Here is a 21,616-nt window from a genome sequence, read left to right as displayed (position 1 = left end):
CATTTATCCACAAGGAAATATAGGTGCTGTGAAAAAGTATGTGAATAGGTTCAAAATGAATATTTGATGAAAATTTCTAGAACCATTGACATTTTCCTAGTTGATTAACTATAATTTATAGGACTGTCTTTAACAGATATTCCTCAGGGAGGTGTCATATAATGAAAAGAACTTACCAACCAAATAAACGTAAGCGCAGCAAAGTACATGGTTTCCGCAGCCGTATGAGCACAGCGAACGGACGTAAAGTGCTAGCAGCTCGTCGTCGTAAAGGAAGAAAAGTATTATCTGCGTAGACCACTGATCGTTCAGTGGTCTTTTTTTCTAATAATAGTGAATTTCCGCTGATGAAATACAGGAGTGTCAATTGATATGAAGAAAAAACATCGTATAAAGAAGAATGATGAATTCCAGGCGGTTTTTCAAAAAGGAAAATCAAATGCGAATCGTCAGTTTGTTGTATACCAATTAGATAAAGAAGAACAGCCAAACTTTCGCATCGGCCTTTCTGTTAGCAAGAAAATAGGAAATGCAGTAGTTCGTAATCGAATTAAGCGCATGGTCCGTCAGGCTATTACAGAGTTAAAAGATGAGATAGATTCTGGAAAAGATTTTGTTATAATAGCAAGGAAGCCTTGTGCAGAGATGACATATGAAGAAGTAAAGAAAAGCTTAATTCATGTCTTTAAACGCTCTGGTATGAAAAGAATAAAAAAGTAGCGTAAGGAAATGAATTACACTATATACATACCGATACAAGGAGGAGTAGGCTTTGAAAAAGAAATTAGGTTTACTAGCCATGCTTATTGCATTAATGGCGATTACTGCTGGCTGTAGTGAAGTAAATCAGCCAATTACACCAAAAAGCACTGGAATTTGGAATGAATACTTCGTATACCCGCTTTCTCAGTTAATCACGTATTTTGCAAACTTATTTAACAGTAATTATGGTTTAGCAATTGTTGTTACGACTCTTATCATTCGTTTTGCGTTATTACCATTAATGATTAAGCAAACGAAGAGTACGAAAGCGATGCAAGCGTTACAACCGGAAATGGTGAAGTTAAAAGAGAAATATAGCTCTAAAGATCAAGCGACACAGCAAAAACTGCAGCAAGAAATGATGCAGTTATACCAAAAGAATGGTGTAAATCCATTAGCTGGTTGTTTACCAATCTTTATTCAAATGCCAATTCTGTTCGCTTTTTATCATGCAATTATGAGAACAGCTGAAATTAAACAACATAGTTTCTTATGGTTCGATTTAGGACATGCAGACCCATTCTATATCTTACCAGTCGTTGCAGCAATTACGACATTTATTCAGCAAAAGCTTGCAATGGCAGGAACAGCTGGTCAAAATCCACAAATGGCAATGATGCTTTGGCTTATGCCGATTATGATTTTAATCTTTGCAATTAACTTCCCAGCTGCATTATCACTTTACTGGGTTGTTGGTAATATCTTTGGTATTGCTCAAATGTACTTTATTAAAGGGCCAGAGATTAAGGCTAGTAAGGCTGGTAAAGCTGGAGGCTCAAGCAAGTGAGTGTAATTACTGCTAAAGGACAAACAGTCGAGCTGGCAGTAGAGGATGCTTTAAGGCAATTAAATACATCAAAAGATCGAGTAGATATAAATATTGTCGATGAGGGTAAAAGGGGATTCTTAGGTTTATTTGGGAATCGCCCTGCAGTAGTAGAAGTTGCATTGAAGAAAGATCCAATTCAAGAATGTGAAGAATATTTAAGAAATGTTATTCACGATATGGGTGTGGAAGTTGAGATTAGTAAAATTGTAAAAGGACGCGAAATCGAATTTACAATTTCTGGTGATGATGTAGGTGTTTTAATTGGGAAAAGAGGTAATACATTGAACTCTTTACAGTATTTAACAAAACTTGTCGCGAATCGTAACACGAAGCAGTATATCGGTATTACACTAGATGCTGAAAATTATCGTAGTAAAAGAAAAAGTACTTTAGAATCACTTTCTTATCGATTAGCCAAACAAGTATTTAATACGAAAAAAAGAGTTATTTTAGAACCGATGCCATCTTTTGAACGAAAAATTATTCATCAGGCATTATCAAATCATCAAGGTATCAATACAACTTCTGAAGGAAATGAACCACATCGGCATGTTGTAATATCTCCTAAATGACCGGTTGCTCAAATGAGTGCCGGTTTTTTTGAGCGAAAAATAGATGTGGATAACTAAAAAAACACTAAACTTATCCACTGTGAATAAGTTTAGTGTTTTTTACATGGGGATATAATAAAATGAGTTATTCTTCTTTTGTAGATAGGTTCGTTATGGTATCCTAATAATTTAGTGAAAGAAATAATCATGTTGAAATAGAGATAAATAAGCAAGTGAGGTGAAAGGACATGGAATTTGATACAATTGCTGCGATTTCCACAGCGCTTGGAGAGGGTGCAATTGCCATTGTTCGAGTAAGTGGGGATGATGCGGTTGAGAAAGTTGACCGTATTTTTAAGGGGAAGGATTTAACAGAGGTTCCTTCTCACACTATTCATTATGGTCATATTGTTGATTTAGATACAAATCAAGTTATTGAAGAAGTTATGGTGTCTATTATGCGCGCACCAAGGACTTTTACACGTGAAAATATAGTGGAAATTAACTGTCACGGTGGACTTGTTTCAGTAAATAAAGTATTGCAACTTATTCTAGCACAAGGAGTACGATTGGCAGAACCGGGCGAATTTACAAAACGCGCTTTTTTAAATGGACGTATCGATTTATCACAAGCAGAAGCGGTTATGGATTTGATTCGAGCAAAAACAGATCGTGCAATGAATGTAGCAATTAATCAAATGGAAGGGCGATTATCTAAATTAATTGGTCTTTTGCGTCAAGAAATATTAGAAACATTAGCTCATGTTGAGGTAAATATAGATTATCCAGAATACGATGATGTAGAAGAGATGACACATAATATTTTAATTGAGAAAGCGACGCATGTTCGTTCGGAAATCGAAAAAATATTAGAAACATCAAAACAAGGGAAAATTTTACGTGAAGGTATTGCTACAGCAATTATCGGTAGACCTAACGTTGGGAAATCATCGTTATTAAATAGTCTTGTTCAGGAGAAAAAGGCAATTGTAACTGATATTGCAGGAACAACTCGTGATGTTATTGAAGAGTACGTTAACGTGCGTGGTGTACCTCTTAAACTTATAGATACAGCCGGTATTCGGGAGACAGAAGATGTTGTTGAACGAATTGGTGTGGAACGTTCAAAAGAAATGATGAGCCAAGCGGATTTAGTATTAGTTGTTGTCAACTATAGCGAGGCTTTAACAAATGAGGATGAAGATCTATTCCGTGCGGTACAAGGAAAAGACTTTATTGTTATTGTGAATAAGACTGATTTACCGCAAGTGATTGATATGGAACGTGTTACAGAGTTAGCCGCGGGAAATCGTGTTATTACAACATCCTTAATTGAGGAACAAGGAATAGATGAACTCGAAAAGGCAATAGCTGATTTATTCTTTGAAGGAACAATCGATTCTGCAGATATGACATATGTTTCTAATGCGAGACATATTGGATTATTAACACAAGCAGGAAAAACAATCGGTGATGCAGTTGAGGCGATTGAAAATGGTGTACCAATTGATATGGTACAAATTGATTTAACAAGAACGTGGGAAATACTTGGTGAAATTACTGGGGACACAGTGCATGAAAGCTTAATTGACCAGTTGTTCTCTCAATTTTGTTTAGGAAAATAATATAGTGAAGTTGTAGAAAGATAGAGATTATTAGGAGGAATAAACAATGGGATACAATGCCGGTTCATACGATGTCATAGTAATCGGTGCAGGTCATGCAGGATGTGAAGCTGGTCTTGCGGCAGCACGAATGGGCTCAAAAACATTAATGTTAACAATTAACTTGGATATGGTAGCATTCATGCCATGTAACCCTTCTGTTGGTGGACCAGCAAAAGGGATTGTTGTTCGTGAAATTGATGCATTAGGCGGAGAAATGGGACGTAATATTGATAAAACTCATATTCAAATGCGTATGCTAAATACAGGTAAGGGGCCAGCCGTACGTGCACTTCGAGCGCAAGCTGATAAATTCGCTTACCAACATGAATTAAAGAAAACAATTGAAGAAACACCAAACTTAACGTTGTTCCAAGGAATGGTAGAGCGTTTAATCGTTGAAGAAGGTGTATGTAAAGGGGTAGTTACACAAGCTGGTGCAGAATATACAGCAAAAACCGTTGTAATTACAACTGGAACATTTTTACGCGGCGAGATTATCATGGGCGACTTAAAATATTCAAGCGGTCCAAATAATCAGCAACCGTCTATTACATTATCTGAGCATTTAGAGGAGCTTGGTTTTGATCTTGTTAGATTTAAAACAGGGACACCTCCTCGTGTAAACAGTAATACAATTGACTACAGTAAAACAGAAATTCAACCAGGTGATGATAAGCCACGTGCGTTCTCTTTTGAAACAACGAAATTTATTATGGATCAAATTCCATGTTGGTTGACATATACAAGTACAGAAACACACCGTTTAATAGATGAAAATTTACATCGTTCAGCTATGTATTCTGGTATGATTAAAGGAACAGGTCCTAGATACTGTCCTTCTATTGAAGACAAAGTAGTAAGATTTAATGATAAACCACGTCATCAAATTTTCTTAGAGCCAGAAGGGCGTAATACACAAGAAGTATATGTACAAGGTTTATCCACAAGCTTACCAGAAGATGTACAACGTGACATGCTTAGAACAATTCCAGGCCTAGAAAATGTTGAAATGATGCGTACAGGTTATGCAATTGAATATGATGCAATTGTGCCAACACAACTATGGCCAACACTTGAAACGAAAAAGATTAAAAATTTATATACAGCAGGACAAATTAATGGAACTTCTGGTTACGAAGAGGCGGCCGGACAAGGGCTTATGGCTGGAATTAATGCAGCATGCCGTTCTTTAGGTAAAGAAGAAGTTGTTTTAGGTCGCGAGGATGCTTATATTGGCGTCTTAATTGATGATCTTGTAACGAAAGGTACAAATGAACCATATCGTTTATTAACGTCTCGTGCAGAATACCGTCTATTATTACGCCACGATAATGCTGATCTTCGTTTAACTGAAGTTGGTCGTAAAATTGGATTAATTAAAGAAGAGCGCTATGAGCGATTTACAAATAAAAAATTACAAATTGAACAGGAAAAGGAACGTTTAAGCAGCATTATTATTAAACCACGTCCTGAAGTTCAAGAATTAATTCGCAATATTGGCGGAAGTGAATTGAAAGATGGAATACGTGCAAGTGACTTATTACGTCGTCCAGAGATGACATATGAGCATATTCATCTTTTAGTACCAAGTGAAGTAGAATTAAGTGATGAAGTTAAAGAACAAGTTGAAATTCAGATTAAGTATGAAGGATATATTGAAAAATCTTTACAGCAAGTAGAGCGTATGAAGAAAATGGAGAATAAAAAAATCCCTGTAGATATTGATTATGATGCGATTTCTAGCATTGCTTCAGAAGCTAGACAGAAATTGAAAGATGTTCGTCCACTTTCAATGGGGCAGGCTTCACGTATTTCTGGCGTAAATCCAGCGGATATTTCCATTTTACTTGTGTATATAGAACAAGGAAAAATTGCACGCGTATCGAACCAATAAATAGTAAGGAGATATTGCTAGATGAACATAGAACAATTTCAATCTATGCTAGAAGAGAAGGGAATCACCCTCTCTTCTAGACAGTTAGAGCAGTTCAAAATCTACTTTGAAACATTAGTAGAGTGGAATGAAAAAATGAACTTAACGGCTATTACAGAAAAAGAAGAAGTATATTTAAAACACTTTTTTGATTCCATTACAGCTGCTTTTTATTATGATTTTTCAAAACCATTCTCAATTTGCGATGTTGGTGCAGGGGCTGGATTCCCAAGTATTCCTTTAAAAATTTGTTTCCCGCATTTAAAAGTAACAATTGTAGATTCGTTGCAAAAACGTATTAATTTCTTAAATCACTTAGCACAAAAGTTAGAATTAAGTGATGTTGCATTTTGTCACGATCGTGCTGAAACGTTTGGGAAAAAAGAAGGTGTACGTGAATCATACGATATTGTAATGGCACGTGCAGTTGCGCGTCTTTCTGTATTAAGTGAGCTATGTTTACCGCTTGTAAAAGTTGGAGGAACATTCATTGCAATGAAAGGTGCAGCAGCAAACGAAGAAATTGAAAATGGCAAGTATGCTTTAGAGGTGCTAGGCGGAGAGTTAAAAGAGATGTCTACGTTCCAATTACCGTTTGAAGAGAGTGAACGTAATATTTTATTAATCGAGAAAAAGCGCAAGACACCAAAGAAATATCCACGCAAACCGGGAACACCCAATAAATTACCTATTGAAAAATAAATCTTATTAGACGTAAGATTAAATTATATAAATGAAAACGTAAATGTTTCATAGGAAACATTTTATGGAGAATAGTCAATAGGCCTAAAAGGTGGTGGAATATGTATGAAAAATACGTTTTCTCGTTTATTTGGCTTTGGAGATAAAGAGAGCGAATTCGAATTACAAGACGAAAGCCATGAAGAGATAGATAAAAAGGTATATGAAGAAATACAAGAAATTCCGATAGTAAATATTACCCCTAACCGTTATCAACCAAGAACAGTTTTTGATGATGCGCGTATTGATGAGCTAGCATTAACAATTCGTACACATGGACTTATTCAGCCGATTGTTGTAAGGCAATATGAGGATGATAAGTACGAGATTATTGCTGGAGAAAGACGTTTTCGCGCGGCAACAAAGTTAGGTTGGGAAAAGGTTCCTGCAATTATAAAGAACTTAAATGATACAGAGACAGCTTCTGTAGCTTTAATTGAAAACTTGCAACGTGAGGAACTAACGGCAATCGAGGAAGCTGTGGCATATCAAAAGCTGATTGAGTTACATAATTTAACACAAGAAGCATTGGCACAACGACTTGGAAAAGGACAATCTACAATCGCAAATAAGTTGCGATTGTTAAAGTTGCCTGAAGAAATAAAAAGTGCATTATTAGAAAAAAGCATTACAGAACGTCATGCCCGCGCTCTCATTCCTTTAAAAAATGAGGAATTACAACTGAAGGTTTTACAGGAAATTGTGGAGAAACAACTAAATGTAAAGCAAACAGAAGAACGAATTGCGAAGTTACTAGAGGAAGCGAAACCGAAGCGTAAGGCAAAGCAAAAAGCAGTAAGTCGAGATACGAGGATTGCTATGAATACAATTAGACAATCTTTACAAATGGTTACTGAAAGTGGTTTGAATGTTAATTCTGAGGAAGAAGAATTTGATGAGTACTATCAAATTACAATTAAAATTCCAAAGAAAAAATAATAATGACGTGCTAGAGACCTTATCCTATTGGAGAGGTCTCTTTTACTATATTTTCTTGTTAAATGAAGAAGGAGTTTAGAAATAAATTTTGAAGTTTAATAAAGGACGTAAAAGAAAAAGTTTTATTTCATGTTACAATAAACGTAATTGTTACTAGAATAAGATAGAAAGGTTGAAAGTAGGTGACATCATGGGAAAAATCATTGCTATTGCTAATCAAAAAGGCGGTGTTGGAAAAACAACAACATCTGTTAATTTAGGGGCTGGATTGGCGCAAGTAGGTAAAAAAGTCCTTCTTGTAGATATTGATGCTCAAGGAAATGCAACGACTGGTGTGGGAATTGAAAAATCTGAATTAGATCAATGTATTTACAACGTTCTTGTGGAAGATGCAGATGTTCAAGGGGTTATACAGAAAACCGCAACTGAAAACTTAGATGTTCTACCCGCTACAATTCAATTAGCTGGTGCTGAAATTGAATTGGTACCGACTATTTCCCGGGAAGTACGTTTGCAAAGAGCATTACAGCCAGTTCGTGATGAATATGACTATATTATTATCGACTGTCCCCCATCTTTAGGGTTATTAACGATTAATGCATTAACAGCAGCAGATTCTGTTATTATTCCTGTACAGTGTGAATATTACGCACTAGAAGGGTTAAGTCAGCTATTAAATACAGTTCGACTTGTACAAAAACATTTAAATAAAAATTTAGCAATTCAAGGTGTATTGTTAACAATGTTGGATGCCCGTACAAATTTAGGGATCCAAGTTATAGATGAAGTGAAAAAGTATTTTAGGGATAAAGTATATCGCTCGATTATTCCGCGTAATGTACGCTTGAGCGAGGCTCCAAGTCATGGGAAACCTATTATGCAGTATGACGCTAAATCAAGAGGAGCAGAAGTATATATAGATTTAGCAGAGGAAGTGATTGCAGGTGGCTAAAGGATTAGGAAGAGGAATTAATGTGTTTTTTCCTGATTTAGATGTGAAAGAAGAGGAAACAATTCAGGAGATTCTTGTAACTGAATTAAGGCCGAATCCATATCAACCGCGTAAACACTTTAATAAAGAGGCGATTCAGGAATTAGCAATTTCGATTAAGGAACACGGTATTCTACAACCATTAATTGCTAGGAAGAGTATTAAAGGATATGAAATTGTTGCAGGTGAAAGACGATTTCGTGCTGCAAAAGAGGCTGGTTTAGAAAAAGTACCTGCGGTTGTAAGACAATTAACTGAACAGCAAATGATGGAATTTGCTTTGTTAGAAAACTTACAACGAGAAGATTTAAATCCTATGGAAGAGGCAATGGCATACCAGATGTTAATGAATGAGCTAAATGTAACGCAAGAACAATTAGCGAAACGTCTTGGTAAAAGCAGACCTTACATTGCAAATTATACTCGGTTATTAAGCCTACCTTCTTTCGTACAAGATATGATTGCAAATGGTCAACTTTCAATGGCTCATGGGAGAACTTTACTTACGATAAAAGATGAAGAACAATTGAAGTCCTTATTGAAACGCATTGAAAAAGAAGGATTAAATGTTCGTCAATTAGAGAAAATCGTTCAAGAGATTAATCAACACGTTTCACGTGAAACAAAAAAAGTGAAAAAAGAGCGGAATATATTTTTCGTAGAACGTGAAACGTTCTTAAGAGAAAAGTTTGGCACAGATGTGAAAATTAAAGAAACGAAAAAAGAAAAAGGTAAAATCGAAATTGAATTTTTCAATAAAGAGGATTTAAATCGTATTTTAGAATTATTAGCGCAGAAAAACTAAAAAGCAAACCATCTTATTATTTATAGATGGTTTGCCTTTTTTAATACAGATAATTTTTGATCTGTTTCTTTTATACTTTGTGCAATTACATCAGCCATTTTCATGACTAAACTTAATCTTGTATTTTGCAGGACGAAAAACTCCATAAAACCGTTTAGATTTACGATGCCATGAATATGTAAATCACCAACTGCAGGTAATTTCTTGTTCATTGCAGCTCCAGGTTTACTAGGCCCCATTCCGGTAGTGATAGAACCGATACTTTGAGATTTTCCTAAACAGGCATCAACAGCAATTATAAATGCAGTAGGATTTTCTTTCTGTATATTCTGAATTTTCTCCTCTAAATTTAGCGCATGTACTGGCTCATCTAGCGTACCGAATACTTGGAAGTTTTGGATGTCTATTTGTTCAAGTTTTGTACCAACTAACGGGCCGAGTGCATCACCTGTAGAGCGATCTGTTCCGATACAAACGAGAATGATTGGTATATTAGTTTTAATAGGAATATGGGTAAGTAAGAAATTACTGATTATCTCAGAGGCTTCTAGATCTTGGTGCATAACGTTTTGAGTTTCTTTCTCAAAAAATGGTAAGCGAAAACTGCCAATGTTCATGAAGCACCCATCCTTTTAATAAATTTTCAATATATGTTATATGGTGAGGAAAATGGAAAGTTATAATTGCGTAATTTTTGCAAAATGTGAATGAAAATGGAAATAATAGTACTAGTATATATATATTCGTTCCATTTTATACCTGGATATCGGGGATAAAATAGGATTAAAATCATAAAATTTTTTCAGCAATTAGGGGACTTCTGATACAATAATAAGGGTAACTAAAAAGAAAATTTAGCTAGAGAGGTAGAGGTACATGGATTTATTAGCGAAGTGGTTTAATTCTATGAAACAGTATTTATTAGATGCTGATCGTTGGGCTCATATTGGAGTTGCGACATTAAAAATATGCATTATTTTAACAATTGGTGCGGTTGTTGTGCGAATTGCAAGAGCGGTTGTACGAAATGCGTTTCGTATGGGAAGTCGTTCTCCAATTCAAATTTCAGAACGTCGTACAGTTACAGTAGCAAAGTTACTTGAAAATATCGTGGCATACGTTGTTATGTTCATTATGTTAATTGCGATTTTAGGTGTGTTTAATATTAATGCATCAGGTTTATTAGCCGGTGCTGGGGTAATTGGTTTAGCTGTCGGATTTGGCGCTCAAAGTTTAGTGAAAGACGTTATTACAGGTTTATTTATTTTGTTAGAAGATCAGTTTTCAGTTGGTGATTATGTTAAAATCGGTCAATTTGAAGGAGTCGTTTTAGAAATTGGACTTCGTACAACGAAAGTAAAGAGTTGGACAGGTGAAATTCATACCTTACCAAACGGAAGTATTATTCAAGTTACTAACTACTCAGTTAGTAATAGTGTAGCGTTTGTTGATATATCTATTTCATATGAGGCTGATATTGCGAAAGCAGAGCAAGTTATTGAAGATTTATTAGTAGAATTACCTTCAAAGTACGAGAAAATGGTAACAACACCTCAATTATTAGGTGTGCAAACATTAGCTGCCTCAGAAGTTATATTACGTGTTATTGCTGAAGTAGAGCCGATGCAACATGCAGTTATTGCAAGGGCACTTCGTAAAGAGATTAAAAATCGTCTTGATTTACATGGAATTGAAATTCCATATCCACGTATGGTTTTATATAATCGTGAAGAATTAGTTAGTGGAAAAGCAATTTAGTATGGAGAGGAGTTTGGAGAGTGGAGCAAAAGGAATATAACTTGTATGATGTTGTGGAAATGAAGAAAGCCCATCCATGTGGCGAGAATCGTTGGAAAATTATTCGTATGGGAATGGATATCCGCATTAAGTGCGAGGGGTGTGACCATTCAGTAATGATTCCTCGAAGAGAGTTTGATCGTAAGGTGAAAAAAATACTTGTGAAGCACGAAGAATAGAGCGAGAGTAACAGTTACAGTAGGTAACTGTTACTTTTTTTCGTTTGGCGGAAACTTGTCATTTTTTTCGTTACTATCTATAATGATGAAAGATTGAGACATAGGAGTGAAAAATATGGGATTAACGGCTGGGATTGTTGGATTACCTAACGTAGGGAAGTCAACTTTATTTAATGCAATTACACAAGCAGGAGCAGAATCTGCAAACTATCCATTCTGTACAATTGATCCAAACGTAGGGATTGTAGAAGTACCAGATGAGCGTTTAAATAAATTAACGGAATTAGTAGAACCGAAAAAAACTGTTCCGACTGTATTTGAGTTTACTGATATTGCGGGTATCGTAAAAGGTGCTAGTAAAGGTGAAGGATTAGGAAATAAATTCTTATCGCACATTCGCCAAGTAGATGCAATTTGCCAAGTTGTTCGTTGTTTTGAAGACGAAAATATTACGCACGTTTCAGGGAAAGTAGATCCGATTGATGATATTGAAACAATCAACTTAGAGCTAATTTTAGCGGATCTAGAATCTGTTGATAAACGTATCGAGCGTGTTGCAAAATTAGCAAGACAAAAAGATAAAGAAGCAGTATACGAGCATGAAATTTTAGTTCGCTTAAAAGAAGCTTTTGAAGAGGGCAAACCGGCTCGTACTGTTGAATTTACAGAAGAGCAAATGAAAATCGTTAAAGGCCTTCATTTACTTACAACGAAAGAAATGCTATACGTAGCAAACGTAAGTGAAGATGATGTTATGGATCCTTCTGAAAACAAATACGTAAAAATGGTAAAAGAATTTGCTGCAAATGAAAATTCTCAAGTAATCGTTGTATGTGCAAAAATCGAAGAAGAAATCGCTGAACTAGACGAGGAAGAGAAAAAAGTATTCCTTGAAGAACTAGGCATTGAAGAATCTGGTTTAGATCAATTAATTCGTGCTGCATACAATTTATTAGGACTTGCTACTTACTTCACGGCTGGCGTTCAAGAAGTACGTGCTTGGACATTTAAACAAGGAATGAAGGCACCACAATGTGCTGGTGTTATTCATACAGACTTTGAACGTGGATTTATTCGTGCAGAAACAGTTTCTTACGATGACTTAATGACAAACGGTTCTATGACAGCTGCAAAAGAGGCTGGAAAAGTACGTTTAGAAGGAAAAGAATATATCGTAAAAGACGGAGATGTTATGCACTTCCGTTTTAACGTTTAATTTAATATTTCCTAGGAAAAATAAAGATATGAGCTTGGCAAATATATTATATGTTTGCCAAGTTTTTTATGTATTGGTGAGTTGATTCATATAACTTACTATGATATAATCTAAACTCGTGAGTAATTACTATAAATTAATTGCTCCTTGCCCATTACGGGCCGTTTAGACCAAAAGGAGGTGAAAGTGTAATGAGAAAGTACGAAATTATGTACATCATTCGTCCTGGCGTTGAAGAAGAAGCTCAAAAAGCTTTAGTTGAACGTTTTGCAGGTGTTTTAACAAACAATGGTGCAGAAATCATTAACACGAAAGAGTGGGGTAAGCGTCGTTTAGCTTACGAAATCAACGACTTACGTGAAGGTTTCTACATGATCTTAAACGTGAAATCTAACGCAGAAGCGATTAACGAATTCGACCGTTTAGCTAAGATCAACGAAGATATCCTTCGTCATATCGTTGTTAAAGAAGAAGAAAAATAATTGATATATAAGGGAGAGTGGTTCGATTGATGAATCGTGTTATCCTCGTTGGTCGTTTAACTAAGGACCCTGACTTACGTTACACGCCCAATGGTGTTGCAGTAGCTACTTTTACGTTAGCTGTGAATCGCGCATTTGCCAATCAACAAGGTGAGCGTGAAGCTGACTTTATTAATTGTGTAATATGGCGTAAACAAGCAGAAAACGTAGCAAATTATTTGAAAAAAGGTAGCTTAGCAGGCGTAGATGGACGTCTTCAAACTCGTAATTACGAGGGACAAGATGGTAAACGTGTATACGTAACAGAAGTTCTTGCGGAAAGCGTGCAATTTTTAGAGCCGCGTAATGGCGGTGGGGAGCAACGTGGTTCATTTAATCAGCAACCATCAGGAGCTGGTTTCGGTAACCAAGGCTCTAACCCATTTGGTCAATCTAGTAATTCAGGTAACCAAGGTAACTCTGGATTTACGAAGAATGACGATCCATTTTCAAATGTAGGTCAACCGATCGACATTTCCGACGACGATTTACCGTTCTAATACAGTAAATTTGTTAGTTTTAACAAAGAATGGAGGGAAATAGACATGGCAGGACGCAAAGGTGGACGTGCGAAACGTCGTAAGGTGTGTTTCTTCACAGCTAACGGCATCACTCGCATTGACTATAAAGATGTTGATTTATTAAAACGTTTCGTTTCTGAGCGTGGTAAAATTTTACCTCGTCGTGTAACAGGAACAAGCGCAAAATACCAACGCAAACTTACAGTTGCAATTAAACGTGCTCGTCAAATGGCACTTTTACCATATGTTGGTGAATAATAGCGTATGAAATGCACAGTAGAGTCGGACTCTACTGTGCATTTTGCTATGCTTTTCTTTTTTGAAAGAGAGGTTAAAATGTGAAACAAACAAAGTTTATTACAGAAGGTGCAGCATTATTAGCTATATATGCAATTTTATTGCTTATATCTATGTATGTTCCGATTTTGGGTACAGTTGTAACTTTTGCGTTGCCGTTACCATTTATACTATTAATAATAAGACATAAACTATCTAATGTGCTCTTGGTTTTTGTAGCGGCACTTTTTGTTACTATTATTGTGAGTCAACCGCTGAATTTAGTGAAGACAATTATGTTTGGATTGATAGGCATTGTTTTAGGATATATGTATAAAACAAGAAAAAAGCCAGTGGAAATCTTAATAGCGGGGACGCTTGCATACTTAATTGGTTTTGTACTTATTTATGTTGCAAGTATAAAGTTTTTCAACATAGATATAATGAAGCAAATGCAAAGTATGTTTAGTGAAAGTATGGCGAAAAGTGAAAAGATAGTAAGTGCTACTGGTATGCCGATTAGTAAGGAACAAAAAGAGTTACTTGCACAAATGAATGATATATTACAATCGTTACTTCCGAGTATACTTGTGCTAGTTTCAGTATGTTTTTCTTGGATTACAGTGATAATATCAGGTAGTGTTTTGAAAAAGTTAAAATATGAAGTTATATCTTGGCCTAAATTTAAAGATATACAATTACCAAAGAGTATCATTTGGTATTACGTTATATTTATTTTATTAGCAACTTTTATAAAAGTAGAACCAACATCATATTTACATATGGTATTTTCTAACCTAAATGTAATATTTGCACTATTGCTTGTACTGCAAGGCCTAACATTTATCTCCTTTTTAGCGTATAGAAAAGGTTTTACTAAAGGGGTTCCTATTATTAGTTTTATTGCATGCATGTTTATTCCGATGCTGTTTCCTCTTGTGACAATCTTAGGTATAATTGACTTAGGGATTTCATTGCGTTCTAAAATAGGTGGATAAAATAATATTCCTTATACTATTTTAATCTGTTTAACTAACTGGAAGGTGAGTTAGTTTTACTTTATAGGAGTTGTATACATGCCTGAATTTGATAAGAAACAGTGGTTTTTATATCCTGTTTATGTATTGGCATTTTTTGTGTTTGTGCTCATTTCAATTCTCTGTTATTTTCATTTAATTATGGGAATAGCTGCTTTTGTCATTTTTTGTATTGTATTCTTTATCGTTATACGATTTGAACTTAATTTTCAAAGGAATTTCGAAAAGCATACGACAGATATGATTACAAGAGTAAAGAAAGTAAGTAATGAAGCATTTAACCAAATGCCGATTGGTATTTTGTTATACAATAAGGATTATGGGATTGATTGGGCAAATCCTTATTTATCTTCATGTCTGGGACAGCATGCATTAGCTGGATGGCACCTTTACGATGTATCAGAAACATTACTTCTTTTCATTAAAGGAGAAACTTCTGATGATATAGTCTCTTTAAATAATCGAAAGTTTCGCGTTTTTGTAAGGAAAGAAGAAAAGTTAATTTATTTCTTTGATGTAACGGAACAAACAGAAATCGAAAAGATGTACGAGGATCAAAGGACTGTTTTAGCTGTCATCTATTTGGATAATTATGATGAAGTTACACAAGGATTAGATGATCAACTACGTACGAATATAACAAGTCTTGTGACATCACGACTAAATGAATGGGCACTTAAGTATGGTGCATATTTAAAACGTGCATCTTCAGAAAGATTCTTCGTTGTGCTAAATGAAAGTATTCTGACGCAGATGGAGAAAGGGAAATTTAGTATTTTAGATCAGGTGCGTGAAGAAACATCTAAAAGGAATATACCACTTACATTAAGTGTCGGTGTTGGATCAGGTGATTTACCTTTATCAGAGCTTGGAGCAATGGCTCAATCTGGTTTAGACCTTGCGCTTGGGCGTGGGGGAGACCAAGTAGCTATTAAACAAGCGACAGGTAAAGTTAAGTTCTATGGAGGTAAGACAAATCCGGTTGAAAAACGTACCCGTGTACGCGCTAGGGTCATTTCGCATGCGTTAAAGGATTTAGTATTAGAAAGTAGTAATGTCATTATTATGGGGCATAGGGCTCCCGATATGGACGCAATTGGTGCTGCGATTGGTATTTTAAAAGTTGCTCAATTAAATGAGCGTAAAGGATATATTGTGTTAGATGAAAATGATTCCGATAAAGGAATTAAGCGCTTGATGGACAAAGTGAAACAAAATGAGGAGTTATGGTCTCATTTTATTACTCCAGAGCAAGCGATGGAATTTGCAAATGATGAGTCGTTACTTGTTGTTGTCGATACGCATAAACCTTCTATGGTGATGGAGCAAAAACTGTTACATAAAATTGAAAATGTAGTAGTTATTGATCATCATCGCCGTGGAGAAGATTTTATTGAAGACCCATTGCTAGTTTATATGGAACCATATGCTTCTTCAACGGCAGAATTGGTTACAGAATTACTTGAGTATCAACCTAAAAATTTAAAGATGACAATGTTAGAAGCGACGGCATTGTTAGCGGGTATTATTGTCGACACGAAAAGTTTCACGTTCCGGACAGGGGCTCGTACATTTGATGCTGCTTCTTATCTGCGCTCACATGGTGCAGATACTGTACTTGTACAAGAACTTTTAAAGGAAGATATGGATCAGTATTTACGGGTTGCAAAAGCTATAAAAAATGCGTACATTTATAAAAATGGAATTGCGATTGCTAAAGTTGGTAGTGATGATTACTACGATCAAGTGCTTATTGCGCAATCAGCAGACACGTTATTAACGATGACAGGGATTATTGCATCATTTGTTGTTGCAAAACGTGGCGAGAATCTCATTGGAATTAGCAGCAGATCTTTAGGTGAAGTGAATGTGCAGCTAATTATGGAAAACTTAGGCGGTGGCGGGCATTTGACGAATGCAGCCACACAAATGAAAAATGTTACAGTAGATGAAGCTGAGGAGAAGCTTCGATTTGTTATTGATGACTATTTACAGGGAGGCACACAATCATGAAAGTAATTTTTCTAAAAGACGTAAAAGGTAAAGGTAAAAAAGGAGAAGTAAAAAACGTACCGGATGGCTATGCAAATAACTTCTTACTAAAACAAGGATTAGCTGCTGAAGCAACAAATAGCAGTATGAAAACTTTAGAAGCTCAAAAGCGTAAAGAAGAAAAAGATGCAGCAGCAGAGCTTGAAAATGCAAAAGAGTTAAAAGAGACTTTAGAGAAATTAACTGTAGAATTAAAGGCGAAATCTGGAGAAGGTGGCCGTTTATTTGGTTCTATCACAAGTAAACAAATCGTGGATGCAATGCAAAAATCACACAAAATTAAGCTTGATAAACGTAAATTTGAAATGGACGATGCAATCCGCGCGTTAGGTTATACAAACGTTACTGTGAAATTGCATCCACAAGTAACAGCAACAGTAAAAGTTCATGTTAGTGAACAATAAAAATAAATTAAGCAAGGAGGATTGCGTATGAGTGATGTACTTGCTGATCGTACCCCTCCGCATAATATAGAGGCTGAGCAGGCGGTTTTAGGGGCCATATTGATTGATCAAGATGCGTTAACTTCAGCATCAGAGTTATTGGTACCTGATTCGTTCTATCGAACGAAACATCAAAAGATTTTTGAAGTCATGCTTGGGTTATCTGATAAGGGAGAGCCGATCGACTTAGTAATGATGACATCAGCAATGGCTGATCAAGGATTACTAGAAGAAGTTGGCGGGGTTTCTTACTTAGCAGAGTTAGCAGAAGTTGTGCCAACTGCAGCTAACGTAGAATATTACGCACGCATCATCGCTGAAAAGGCGCTTTTACGTCGTTTAATTCGTACGGCAACTCATATTGTATCGGATGGATACGAGAGAGAAGATGATGTAGATGGTCTTTTAAATGAGGCTGAGAAAAAAATATTAGAAGTATCCCATCAAACGAATGCAAAAGCATTCCAAAACATTAAAGATGTTCTTGTAGATGCTTATGACAAAATTGAACTTTTGCATAATCAAAAGGGTGAAGTTACTGGGATACCAACTGGGTTTACTGAATTAGATAAGATGACAGCAGGTTTCCAACGAAATGATTTAATTATCGTGGCAGCACGTCCATCAGTAGGGAAAACGGCATTTTCATTAAATATCGCACAAAACGTAGCGACGAAAACGGATGAAAATGTAGCGATTTTTAGTTTGGAGATGGGTGCCGACCAGCTTGTTATGCGTATGCTTTGTGCAGAAGGGAATATTGATGCACAAAGACTTCGTACTGGTTCATTAACTTCTGATGATTGGGCAAAGTTAACAATGGCAATGGGGAGTCTCTCGAATGCTGGTATATATATTGATGATACGCCAGGTATTAAAGTAAATGAGATTCGAGCAAAATGTCGTAGATTAAAGCAAGAACAAGGTCTTGGTATGATTTTGATTGACTATTTGCAGCTTATTCAAGGAAGTGGGAAATCAGGAGAAAACCGTCAGCAGGAAGTATCAGAGATTTCTCGTACCTTAAAAGGGATCGCACGTGAATTGCAAGTGCCTGTTATTGCTTTATCACAGTTATCTCGTGGTGTAGAATCTCGTCAAGATAAACGCCCGATGATGTCTGATATTCGTGAATCTGGAAGTATTGAGCAGGATGCCGATATTGTAGCTTTCCTATATCGTGAAGACTACTATGATCGAGAAACGGAAAACAAAAATACAATTGAAATTATTATTGCAAAACAGCGTAACGGTCCAGTAGGTTCAGTGGAACTTGCATTCGTCAAAGAGTTCAATAAGTTCGTTAACTTAGAACGTCGTTTTGAGGATGGACATGCTCCACCGGCATAAAGGCAGTATAAAAAAGAAACACATTTCTTATAATAAGATGTGTTTCTTTTTTTTTATAAGAAAGATAAGGCTTTCATAAGTTAAATATATAATTCTTACGAACGAAAAAGTTTTTTTGTGAAAAAATGTTCGCTTTTCGGTTGACTTCTTTTTCGGTTTTGGTACAATTATATTGTTTGAATAGATCGTTTGAAAATTGCGGAGGTGCTTTAATAATGTCTTCAGTAGTAGTTGTAGGAACACAATGGGGCGACGAAGGAAAAGGTAAAATCACTGATTTTCTTTCTGAGCATGCGGAAGTAGTTGCAAGATATCAAGGTGGAAATAACGCGGGACATACAATTGTTTTCGGCGGAGTTAAATATAAATTACACTTAATTCCATCTGGTATTTTCTATAAAGAGAAAATTTGTGTAATCGGAAACGGATTAGTAGTAGATCCAAAAGCATTACTTGAAGAGTTAAAATACTTACACGATCGTGGTGTAAGTACTGATAATTTACGTGTAAGTAACCGTGCACACGTTATTTTACCTTACCACTTAAAACAAGATGAGTTAGAAGAAGCAAGTAAAGGTGATAACAAAATCGGTACAACGAAAAAAGGTATCGGTCCTGCATATATGGATAAAGCTGCTCGCATTGGTATTCGTATGGCTGATCTTTTAGACCGTGAAGCATTTAAAGAGAAGCTTGAGCGCAATTTAGTAGAAAAAAATCGTTTATTTGAAAAAATGTATGATACAGAAGGTTTCACTGTAGAAGAAATTTTCGAAGAGTACTTCGAGTACGGGCAACAAATCGCGCAATATGTATGTGATACGTCTGTTGTATTAAATGATGCATTAGATAATAATCACCGTGTATTATTTGAAGGTGCACAAGGTGTTATGCTTGATATTGACCATGGTACGTACCCATTCGTTACATCTTCTAACCCAATTGCTGGTGGTGTAACAGTTGGAACTGGAGTTGGTCCTGCGAAAGTTACTCGCGTTGTAGGTGTATGTAAAGCATATACAAGCCGCGTTGGTGATGGTCCATTCCCTACTGAGCTTCATGATGAAATTGGTCATCAAATTCGTGAAGTTGGTCGCGAGTATGGAACGACAACTGGTCGTCCACGCCGCGTAGGTTGGTTCGATAGCGTTGTTGTAAGACATGCACGTCGTGTTAGTGGTTTAACGGATCTATCATTAAATTCTATCGACGTTTTAACAGGTATTCCAACTCTTAAAATTTGTGTTGCTTACAAATACAATGGCGAAGTTATTGATGAAGTTCCAGCTAACTTAAACATTTTAGCAAAATGTGAGCCTGTATATGAAGAGCTTCCAGGTTGGGAAGAAGATATTACTGGTGTAAAATCATTAGATGAACTTCCTGAAAATGCACGAAAATACGTAGAACGTGTTTCTGAGTTAACAGGAATTCAAATATCTATGTTCTCAGTTGGACCAGATCGTAACCAAACAAATATTGTTCGTAACGTATACGAAGCTTAATTAATATTTTTTAGAAAAAACTCATGTCCGCATGAGTTTTTTCTTATTCTTTTATAAAAAACGAAAAAAAGTATTGCAATAAATACAGAATACATGTTATGATACATCTTGTCGTCACGAAAATATGACGTTGGTGAGTATGAGCCATTAGCTCAGTTGGTAGAGCATCTGACTTTTAATCAGAGGGTCGAAGGTTCGAGTCCTTCATGGCTCACCATTTTATTTTTCGTGGCCCGTTGGTCAAGTGGTTAAGACACCGCCCTTTCACGGCGGTAACACGGGTTCGAATCCCGTACGGGTCATGTTTTTTTTTGCTTATTTTTGGTCCCGTGGTGTAGTGGTTAACATGCCTGCCTGTCACGCAGGAGATCGCCGGTTCGACCCCGGTCGGGACCGCCACTTTTGTTTATACCACCATTAGTGGTTTTATATATAGTTTTGGCTCGGTAGCTCAGTCGGTAGAGCAGAGGACTGAAAATCCTCGTGTCGCGGTTCGATTCCGTCCCGAGCCACTCTCAGGATATTAAGTGGGCCCACTTAATATCCTTTTTATTTATGTAATTTTACAAAACTGAGTAGTTATTTTAAAATAGAACGAGGAGCCTCTAGCAGTTGAAGCTAGAGGTTTTTCTATAGATCGTATAGGATGCCGTGTAAAAGTGGATCATACATGAGTCTATGAGAATAGAGGAGAAAATACTTAAACAAAGGATGCGGTCATATAGGACATACTATGTAAACATCAATATGTTTAGGGATTATTGACCATATTTTTATAAGGAGGAAATAGACGATGATGGGAAAGAAAATTTTAGTAGTTGATGATGAAAAGCCGATTGCAGATATTTTGAAGTTTAACCTAGAAAAAGAAGGTTTTGAAATAGTAATGGCGCATGATGGTGATGAAGCAATTGAAAAGGCTAATGAAGAACAACCAGATATGGTTTTATTAGATATTATGCTACCAGGTAAAGATGGCTTAGAGGTTTGCCGTGAAATACGTAAAAGTTCAGAAATGCCGATTATTATGCTTACAGCAAAGGACTCTGAGATTGATAAAGTATTAGGGCTTGAGCTTGGGGCAGATGATTATGTAACGAAGCCATTTAGTACGAGGGAATTACTTGCTCGTGTGAAGGCGAATTTACGCCGTCATCAACAAGGTGGTGCTGCAGAAAAAGAGGAAAATACAGAAATGGTTATTGGACCAATTGTAATTAATCCAAATGCATATAGTGTAACGAAGCGAGAGGAAAACATCGAGCTTACGCACCGTGAATTTGAGTTGCTACATTATTTAGCGAAACATTTGGGACAAGTTATGACACGCGAACATTTATTACAAACAGTTTGGGGTTATGACTATTTTGGAGATGTGCGCACAGTAGACGTAACAGTACGTCGTTTGCGTGAAAAAATTGAAGATAATCCAAGCCATCCTACTTTAATTGTAACTAGACGTGGAGTAGGGTATTACTTGCGTGACCCAGAGCAGGAATAG

The 21,616-nt window shown here is 36.2% G+C and carries 23 protein-coding genes and 4 tRNA genes; 26 read left to right on the top strand and 1 reads right to left on the bottom strand.

The annotated features are described in order from the left end of the window. The first annotated feature begins 161 nt into the window (after window positions 1–161). The 10 genes from rpmH (at window position 162) to spo0J (ending at window position 9,218) form a co-directional block, all read left to right on the top strand. Complete coding sequence (rpmH, locus tag AXW78_RS26380; RefSeq protein ID WP_000831901.1) at window positions 162–296, top strand: 50S ribosomal protein L34; 135 nt, start codon at window positions 162–164, stop codon at window positions 294–296. Between the two features lie 76 nt (window positions 297–372). After that, on the top strand, window positions 373–720 hold the full coding sequence (rnpA, locus tag AXW78_RS26375) for a ribonuclease P protein component (RefSeq protein ID WP_000726621.1): 348 nt from the start codon (window positions 373–375) through the stop codon (window positions 718–720). Between the two features lie 52 nt (window positions 721–772). Continuing rightward, window positions 773–1,549 (top strand): YidC family membrane integrase SpoIIIJ, encoded by a 777-nt coding sequence (spoIIIJ, locus tag AXW78_RS26370; RefSeq protein WP_000727734.1) that lies wholly within the window; start codon window positions 773–775, stop codon window positions 1,547–1,549. After that, the gene (gene jag / locus AXW78_RS26365) at window positions 1,546–2,163 is read left to right on the top strand and encodes an RNA-binding cell elongation regulator Jag/EloR (RefSeq protein ID WP_000111511.1); all 618 of its coding nucleotides are present in this window, start codon (window positions 1,546–1,548) and stop codon (window positions 2,161–2,163) included. Before spoIIIJ ends, jag begins: the two co-directional genes overlap by 4 nt. Before the next feature lie 227 nt (window positions 2,164–2,390). Next, window positions 2,391–3,767 (top strand): tRNA uridine-5-carboxymethylaminomethyl(34) synthesis GTPase MnmE, encoded by a 1,377-nt coding sequence (gene mnmE / locus AXW78_RS26360; RefSeq protein WP_000393758.1) that lies wholly within the window; start codon window positions 2,391–2,393, stop codon window positions 3,765–3,767. 46 nt (window positions 3,768–3,813) lie between these two features. Further along, entirely contained in the window at window positions 3,814–5,703 is a 1,890-nt protein-coding gene (gene mnmG / locus AXW78_RS26355) for a tRNA uridine-5-carboxymethylaminomethyl(34) synthesis enzyme MnmG (RefSeq protein WP_000541028.1), read from the top strand. A gap of 21 nt (window positions 5,704–5,724) precedes the next feature. Beyond that, window positions 5,725–6,444, top strand: a complete 720-nt coding sequence (gene rsmG / locus AXW78_RS26350; RefSeq protein ID WP_001019628.1) for a 16S rRNA (guanine(527)-N(7))-methyltransferase RsmG — start codon at window positions 5,725–5,727, stop codon at window positions 6,442–6,444. Between the two features lie 105 nt (window positions 6,445–6,549). Further along, the gene (gene noc, locus AXW78_RS26345) at window positions 6,550–7,422 is read left to right on the top strand and encodes a nucleoid occlusion protein (protein ID WP_000799016.1); all 873 of its coding nucleotides are present in this window, start codon (window positions 6,550–6,552) and stop codon (window positions 7,420–7,422) included. Window positions 7,423–7,612: 190 nt separating this feature from the next. Then, window positions 7,613–8,374, top strand: coding sequence for a sporulation initiation inhibitor protein Soj (soj, locus tag AXW78_RS26340; protein ID WP_000516114.1), 762 nt, complete (start codon window positions 7,613–7,615; stop codon window positions 8,372–8,374). Beyond that, window positions 8,367–9,218 (top strand): stage 0 sporulation protein Spo0J, encoded by an 852-nt coding sequence (spo0J, locus tag AXW78_RS26335; protein ID WP_001051832.1) that lies wholly within the window; start codon window positions 8,367–8,369, stop codon window positions 9,216–9,218. The genes soj and spo0J overlap by 8 nt, the downstream gene beginning before the upstream one ends. A 20-nt stretch (window positions 9,219–9,238) precedes the next feature. On the opposite strand, the gene yyaC is transcribed toward spo0J, so the two are convergent. Then, complete coding sequence (yyaC, locus tag AXW78_RS26330) at window positions 9,239–9,835, bottom strand: spore protease YyaC (RefSeq protein ID WP_061884826.1); 597 nt, start codon at window positions 9,833–9,835, stop codon at window positions 9,239–9,241. Between the two features lie 259 nt (window positions 9,836–10,094). Here yyaC and AXW78_RS26325 point away from each other — a divergent pair, with 259 nt between their 5' ends. The 16 genes from AXW78_RS26325 (at window position 10,095) to walR (ending at window position 21,616) form a co-directional block, all read left to right on the top strand. Beyond that, window positions 10,095–10,976, top strand: coding sequence for a mechanosensitive ion channel family protein (locus AXW78_RS26325; RefSeq protein ID WP_061884825.1), 882 nt, complete (start codon window positions 10,095–10,097; stop codon window positions 10,974–10,976). Between the two features lie 20 nt (window positions 10,977–10,996). Continuing rightward, window positions 10,997–11,194 (top strand): DUF951 domain-containing protein, encoded by a 198-nt coding sequence (locus tag AXW78_RS26320; protein WP_000435485.1) that lies wholly within the window; start codon window positions 10,997–10,999, stop codon window positions 11,192–11,194. A gap of 115 nt (window positions 11,195–11,309) precedes the next feature. After that, a complete protein-coding gene (gene ychF, locus AXW78_RS26315) occupies window positions 11,310–12,410 on the top strand; it encodes a redox-regulated ATPase YchF (protein WP_000524671.1) in 1,101 nt (366 codons plus the stop codon). A 191-nt stretch (window positions 12,411–12,601) separates the two neighbouring features. Then, on the top strand, window positions 12,602–12,892 hold the full coding sequence (gene rpsF, locus AXW78_RS26310) for a 30S ribosomal protein S6 (RefSeq protein WP_001233778.1): 291 nt from the start codon (window positions 12,602–12,604) through the stop codon (window positions 12,890–12,892). Window positions 12,893–12,918: 26 nt separating this feature from the next. Further along, window positions 12,919–13,431, top strand: a complete 513-nt coding sequence (gene ssb, locus AXW78_RS26305; RefSeq protein ID WP_000981966.1) for a single-stranded DNA-binding protein — start codon at window positions 12,919–12,921, stop codon at window positions 13,429–13,431. A gap of 45 nt (window positions 13,432–13,476) precedes the next feature. Continuing rightward, window positions 13,477–13,710: a 30S ribosomal protein S18 gene (gene rpsR / locus AXW78_RS26300; RefSeq protein WP_000918873.1), complete on the top strand. Its 234-nt coding sequence runs from the start codon at window positions 13,477–13,479 to the stop codon at window positions 13,708–13,710. 80 nt (window positions 13,711–13,790) lie between these two features. Continuing rightward, window positions 13,791–14,726: a YybS family protein gene (locus tag AXW78_RS26295; RefSeq protein WP_061884824.1), complete on the top strand. Its 936-nt coding sequence runs from the start codon at window positions 13,791–13,793 to the stop codon at window positions 14,724–14,726. Between the two features lie 78 nt (window positions 14,727–14,804). Then, window positions 14,805–16,778, top strand: coding sequence for a DHH family phosphoesterase (locus AXW78_RS26290; RefSeq protein ID WP_061884823.1), 1,974 nt, complete (start codon window positions 14,805–14,807; stop codon window positions 16,776–16,778). Continuing rightward, the gene (rplI, locus tag AXW78_RS26285; protein ID WP_000864228.1) at window positions 16,775–17,221 is read left to right on the top strand and encodes a 50S ribosomal protein L9; all 447 of its coding nucleotides are present in this window, start codon (window positions 16,775–16,777) and stop codon (window positions 17,219–17,221) included. The genes AXW78_RS26290 and rplI overlap by 4 nt, the downstream gene beginning before the upstream one ends. Before the next feature lie 27 nt (window positions 17,222–17,248). After that, entirely contained in the window at window positions 17,249–18,610 is a 1,362-nt protein-coding gene (gene dnaB, locus AXW78_RS26280; protein ID WP_001286148.1) for a replicative DNA helicase, read from the top strand. A gap of 215 nt (window positions 18,611–18,825) precedes the next feature. Beyond that, window positions 18,826–20,115: an adenylosuccinate synthase gene (locus AXW78_RS26275; RefSeq protein WP_000100238.1), complete on the top strand. Its 1,290-nt coding sequence runs from the start codon at window positions 18,826–18,828 to the stop codon at window positions 20,113–20,115. Between the two features lie 141 nt (window positions 20,116–20,256). Further along, window positions 20,257–20,332, top strand: a tRNA-Lys gene (locus AXW78_RS26270). A gap of 13 nt (window positions 20,333–20,345) precedes the next feature. Next, window positions 20,346–20,417 (top strand) — tRNA-Glu (locus AXW78_RS26265). A 21-nt stretch (window positions 20,418–20,438) separates the two neighbouring features. Next, window positions 20,439–20,514 (top strand) — tRNA-Asp (locus AXW78_RS26260). A gap of 41 nt (window positions 20,515–20,555) precedes the next feature. Continuing rightward, window positions 20,556–20,627 (top strand) — tRNA-Phe (locus tag AXW78_RS26255). A gap of 281 nt (window positions 20,628–20,908) precedes the next feature. Then, the gene (walR, locus tag AXW78_RS26250; RefSeq protein ID WP_000971865.1) at window positions 20,909–21,616 is read left to right on the top strand and encodes a cell wall metabolism DNA-binding response regulator WalR; all 708 of its coding nucleotides are present in this window, start codon (window positions 20,909–20,911) and stop codon (window positions 21,614–21,616) included.

Source organism: Bacillus thuringiensis, from assembly GCF_001595725.1.
Classification (GTDB): domain Bacteria; phylum Bacillota; class Bacilli; order Bacillales; family Bacillaceae_G; genus Bacillus_A; species Bacillus_A thuringiensis_K.
This window is presented reverse-complemented; position numbering and strand designations above follow the sequence as displayed.

Excerpts from the sequence above, each read along its gene's own strand:
- mnmG (WP_000541028.1), top strand. The coding sequence starts at position 3,814 with ATGGGATACAATGCCGGTTCATACGATGTCATAGTAATCGGTGCAGGT.
- soj (WP_000516114.1), top strand. The coding sequence starts at position 7,613 with ATGGGAAAAATCATTGCTATTGCTAATCAAAAAGGCGGTGTTGGAAAA.
- AXW78_RS26290 (WP_061884823.1), top strand. The coding sequence starts at position 14,805 with ATGCCTGAATTTGATAAGAAACAGTGGTTTTTATATCCTGTTTATGTA.
- rpsR (WP_000918873.1), top strand. The coding sequence starts at position 13,477 with ATGGCAGGACGCAAAGGTGGACGTGCGAAACGTCGTAAGGTGTGTTTC.
- rpsF (WP_001233778.1), top strand. The coding sequence starts at position 12,602 with ATGAGAAAGTACGAAATTATGTACATCATTCGTCCTGGCGTTGAAGAA.
- dnaB (WP_001286148.1), top strand. The coding sequence starts at position 17,249 with ATGAGTGATGTACTTGCTGATCGTACCCCTCCGCATAATATAGAGGCT.
- ychF (WP_000524671.1), top strand. The coding sequence starts at position 11,310 with ATGGGATTAACGGCTGGGATTGTTGGATTACCTAACGTAGGGAAGTCA.
- rsmG (WP_001019628.1), top strand. The coding sequence starts at position 5,725 with ATGAACATAGAACAATTTCAATCTATGCTAGAAGAGAAGGGAATCACC.
- walR (WP_000971865.1), top strand. The coding sequence starts at position 20,909 with ATGATGGGAAAGAAAATTTTAGTAGTTGATGATGAAAAGCCGATTGCA.
- rpmH (WP_000831901.1), top strand. The coding sequence starts at position 162 with ATGAAAAGAACTTACCAACCAAATAAACGTAAGCGCAGCAAAGTACAT.
- noc (WP_000799016.1), top strand. The coding sequence starts at position 6,550 with ATGAAAAATACGTTTTCTCGTTTATTTGGCTTTGGAGATAAAGAGAGC.
- yyaC (WP_061884826.1), bottom strand. The coding sequence starts at position 9,835 with ATGAACATTGGCAGTTTTCGCTTACCATTTTTTGAGAAAGAAACTCAA.
- mnmE (WP_000393758.1), top strand. The coding sequence starts at position 2,391 with ATGGAATTTGATACAATTGCTGCGATTTCCACAGCGCTTGGAGAGGGT.
- rnpA (WP_000726621.1), top strand. The coding sequence starts at position 373 with ATGAAGAAAAAACATCGTATAAAGAAGAATGATGAATTCCAGGCGGTT.
- rplI (WP_000864228.1), top strand. The coding sequence starts at position 16,775 with ATGAAAGTAATTTTTCTAAAAGACGTAAAAGGTAAAGGTAAAAAAGGA.
- AXW78_RS26325 (WP_061884825.1), top strand. The coding sequence starts at position 10,095 with ATGGATTTATTAGCGAAGTGGTTTAATTCTATGAAACAGTATTTATTA.
- AXW78_RS26275 (WP_000100238.1), top strand. The coding sequence starts at position 18,826 with ATGTCTTCAGTAGTAGTTGTAGGAACACAATGGGGCGACGAAGGAAAA.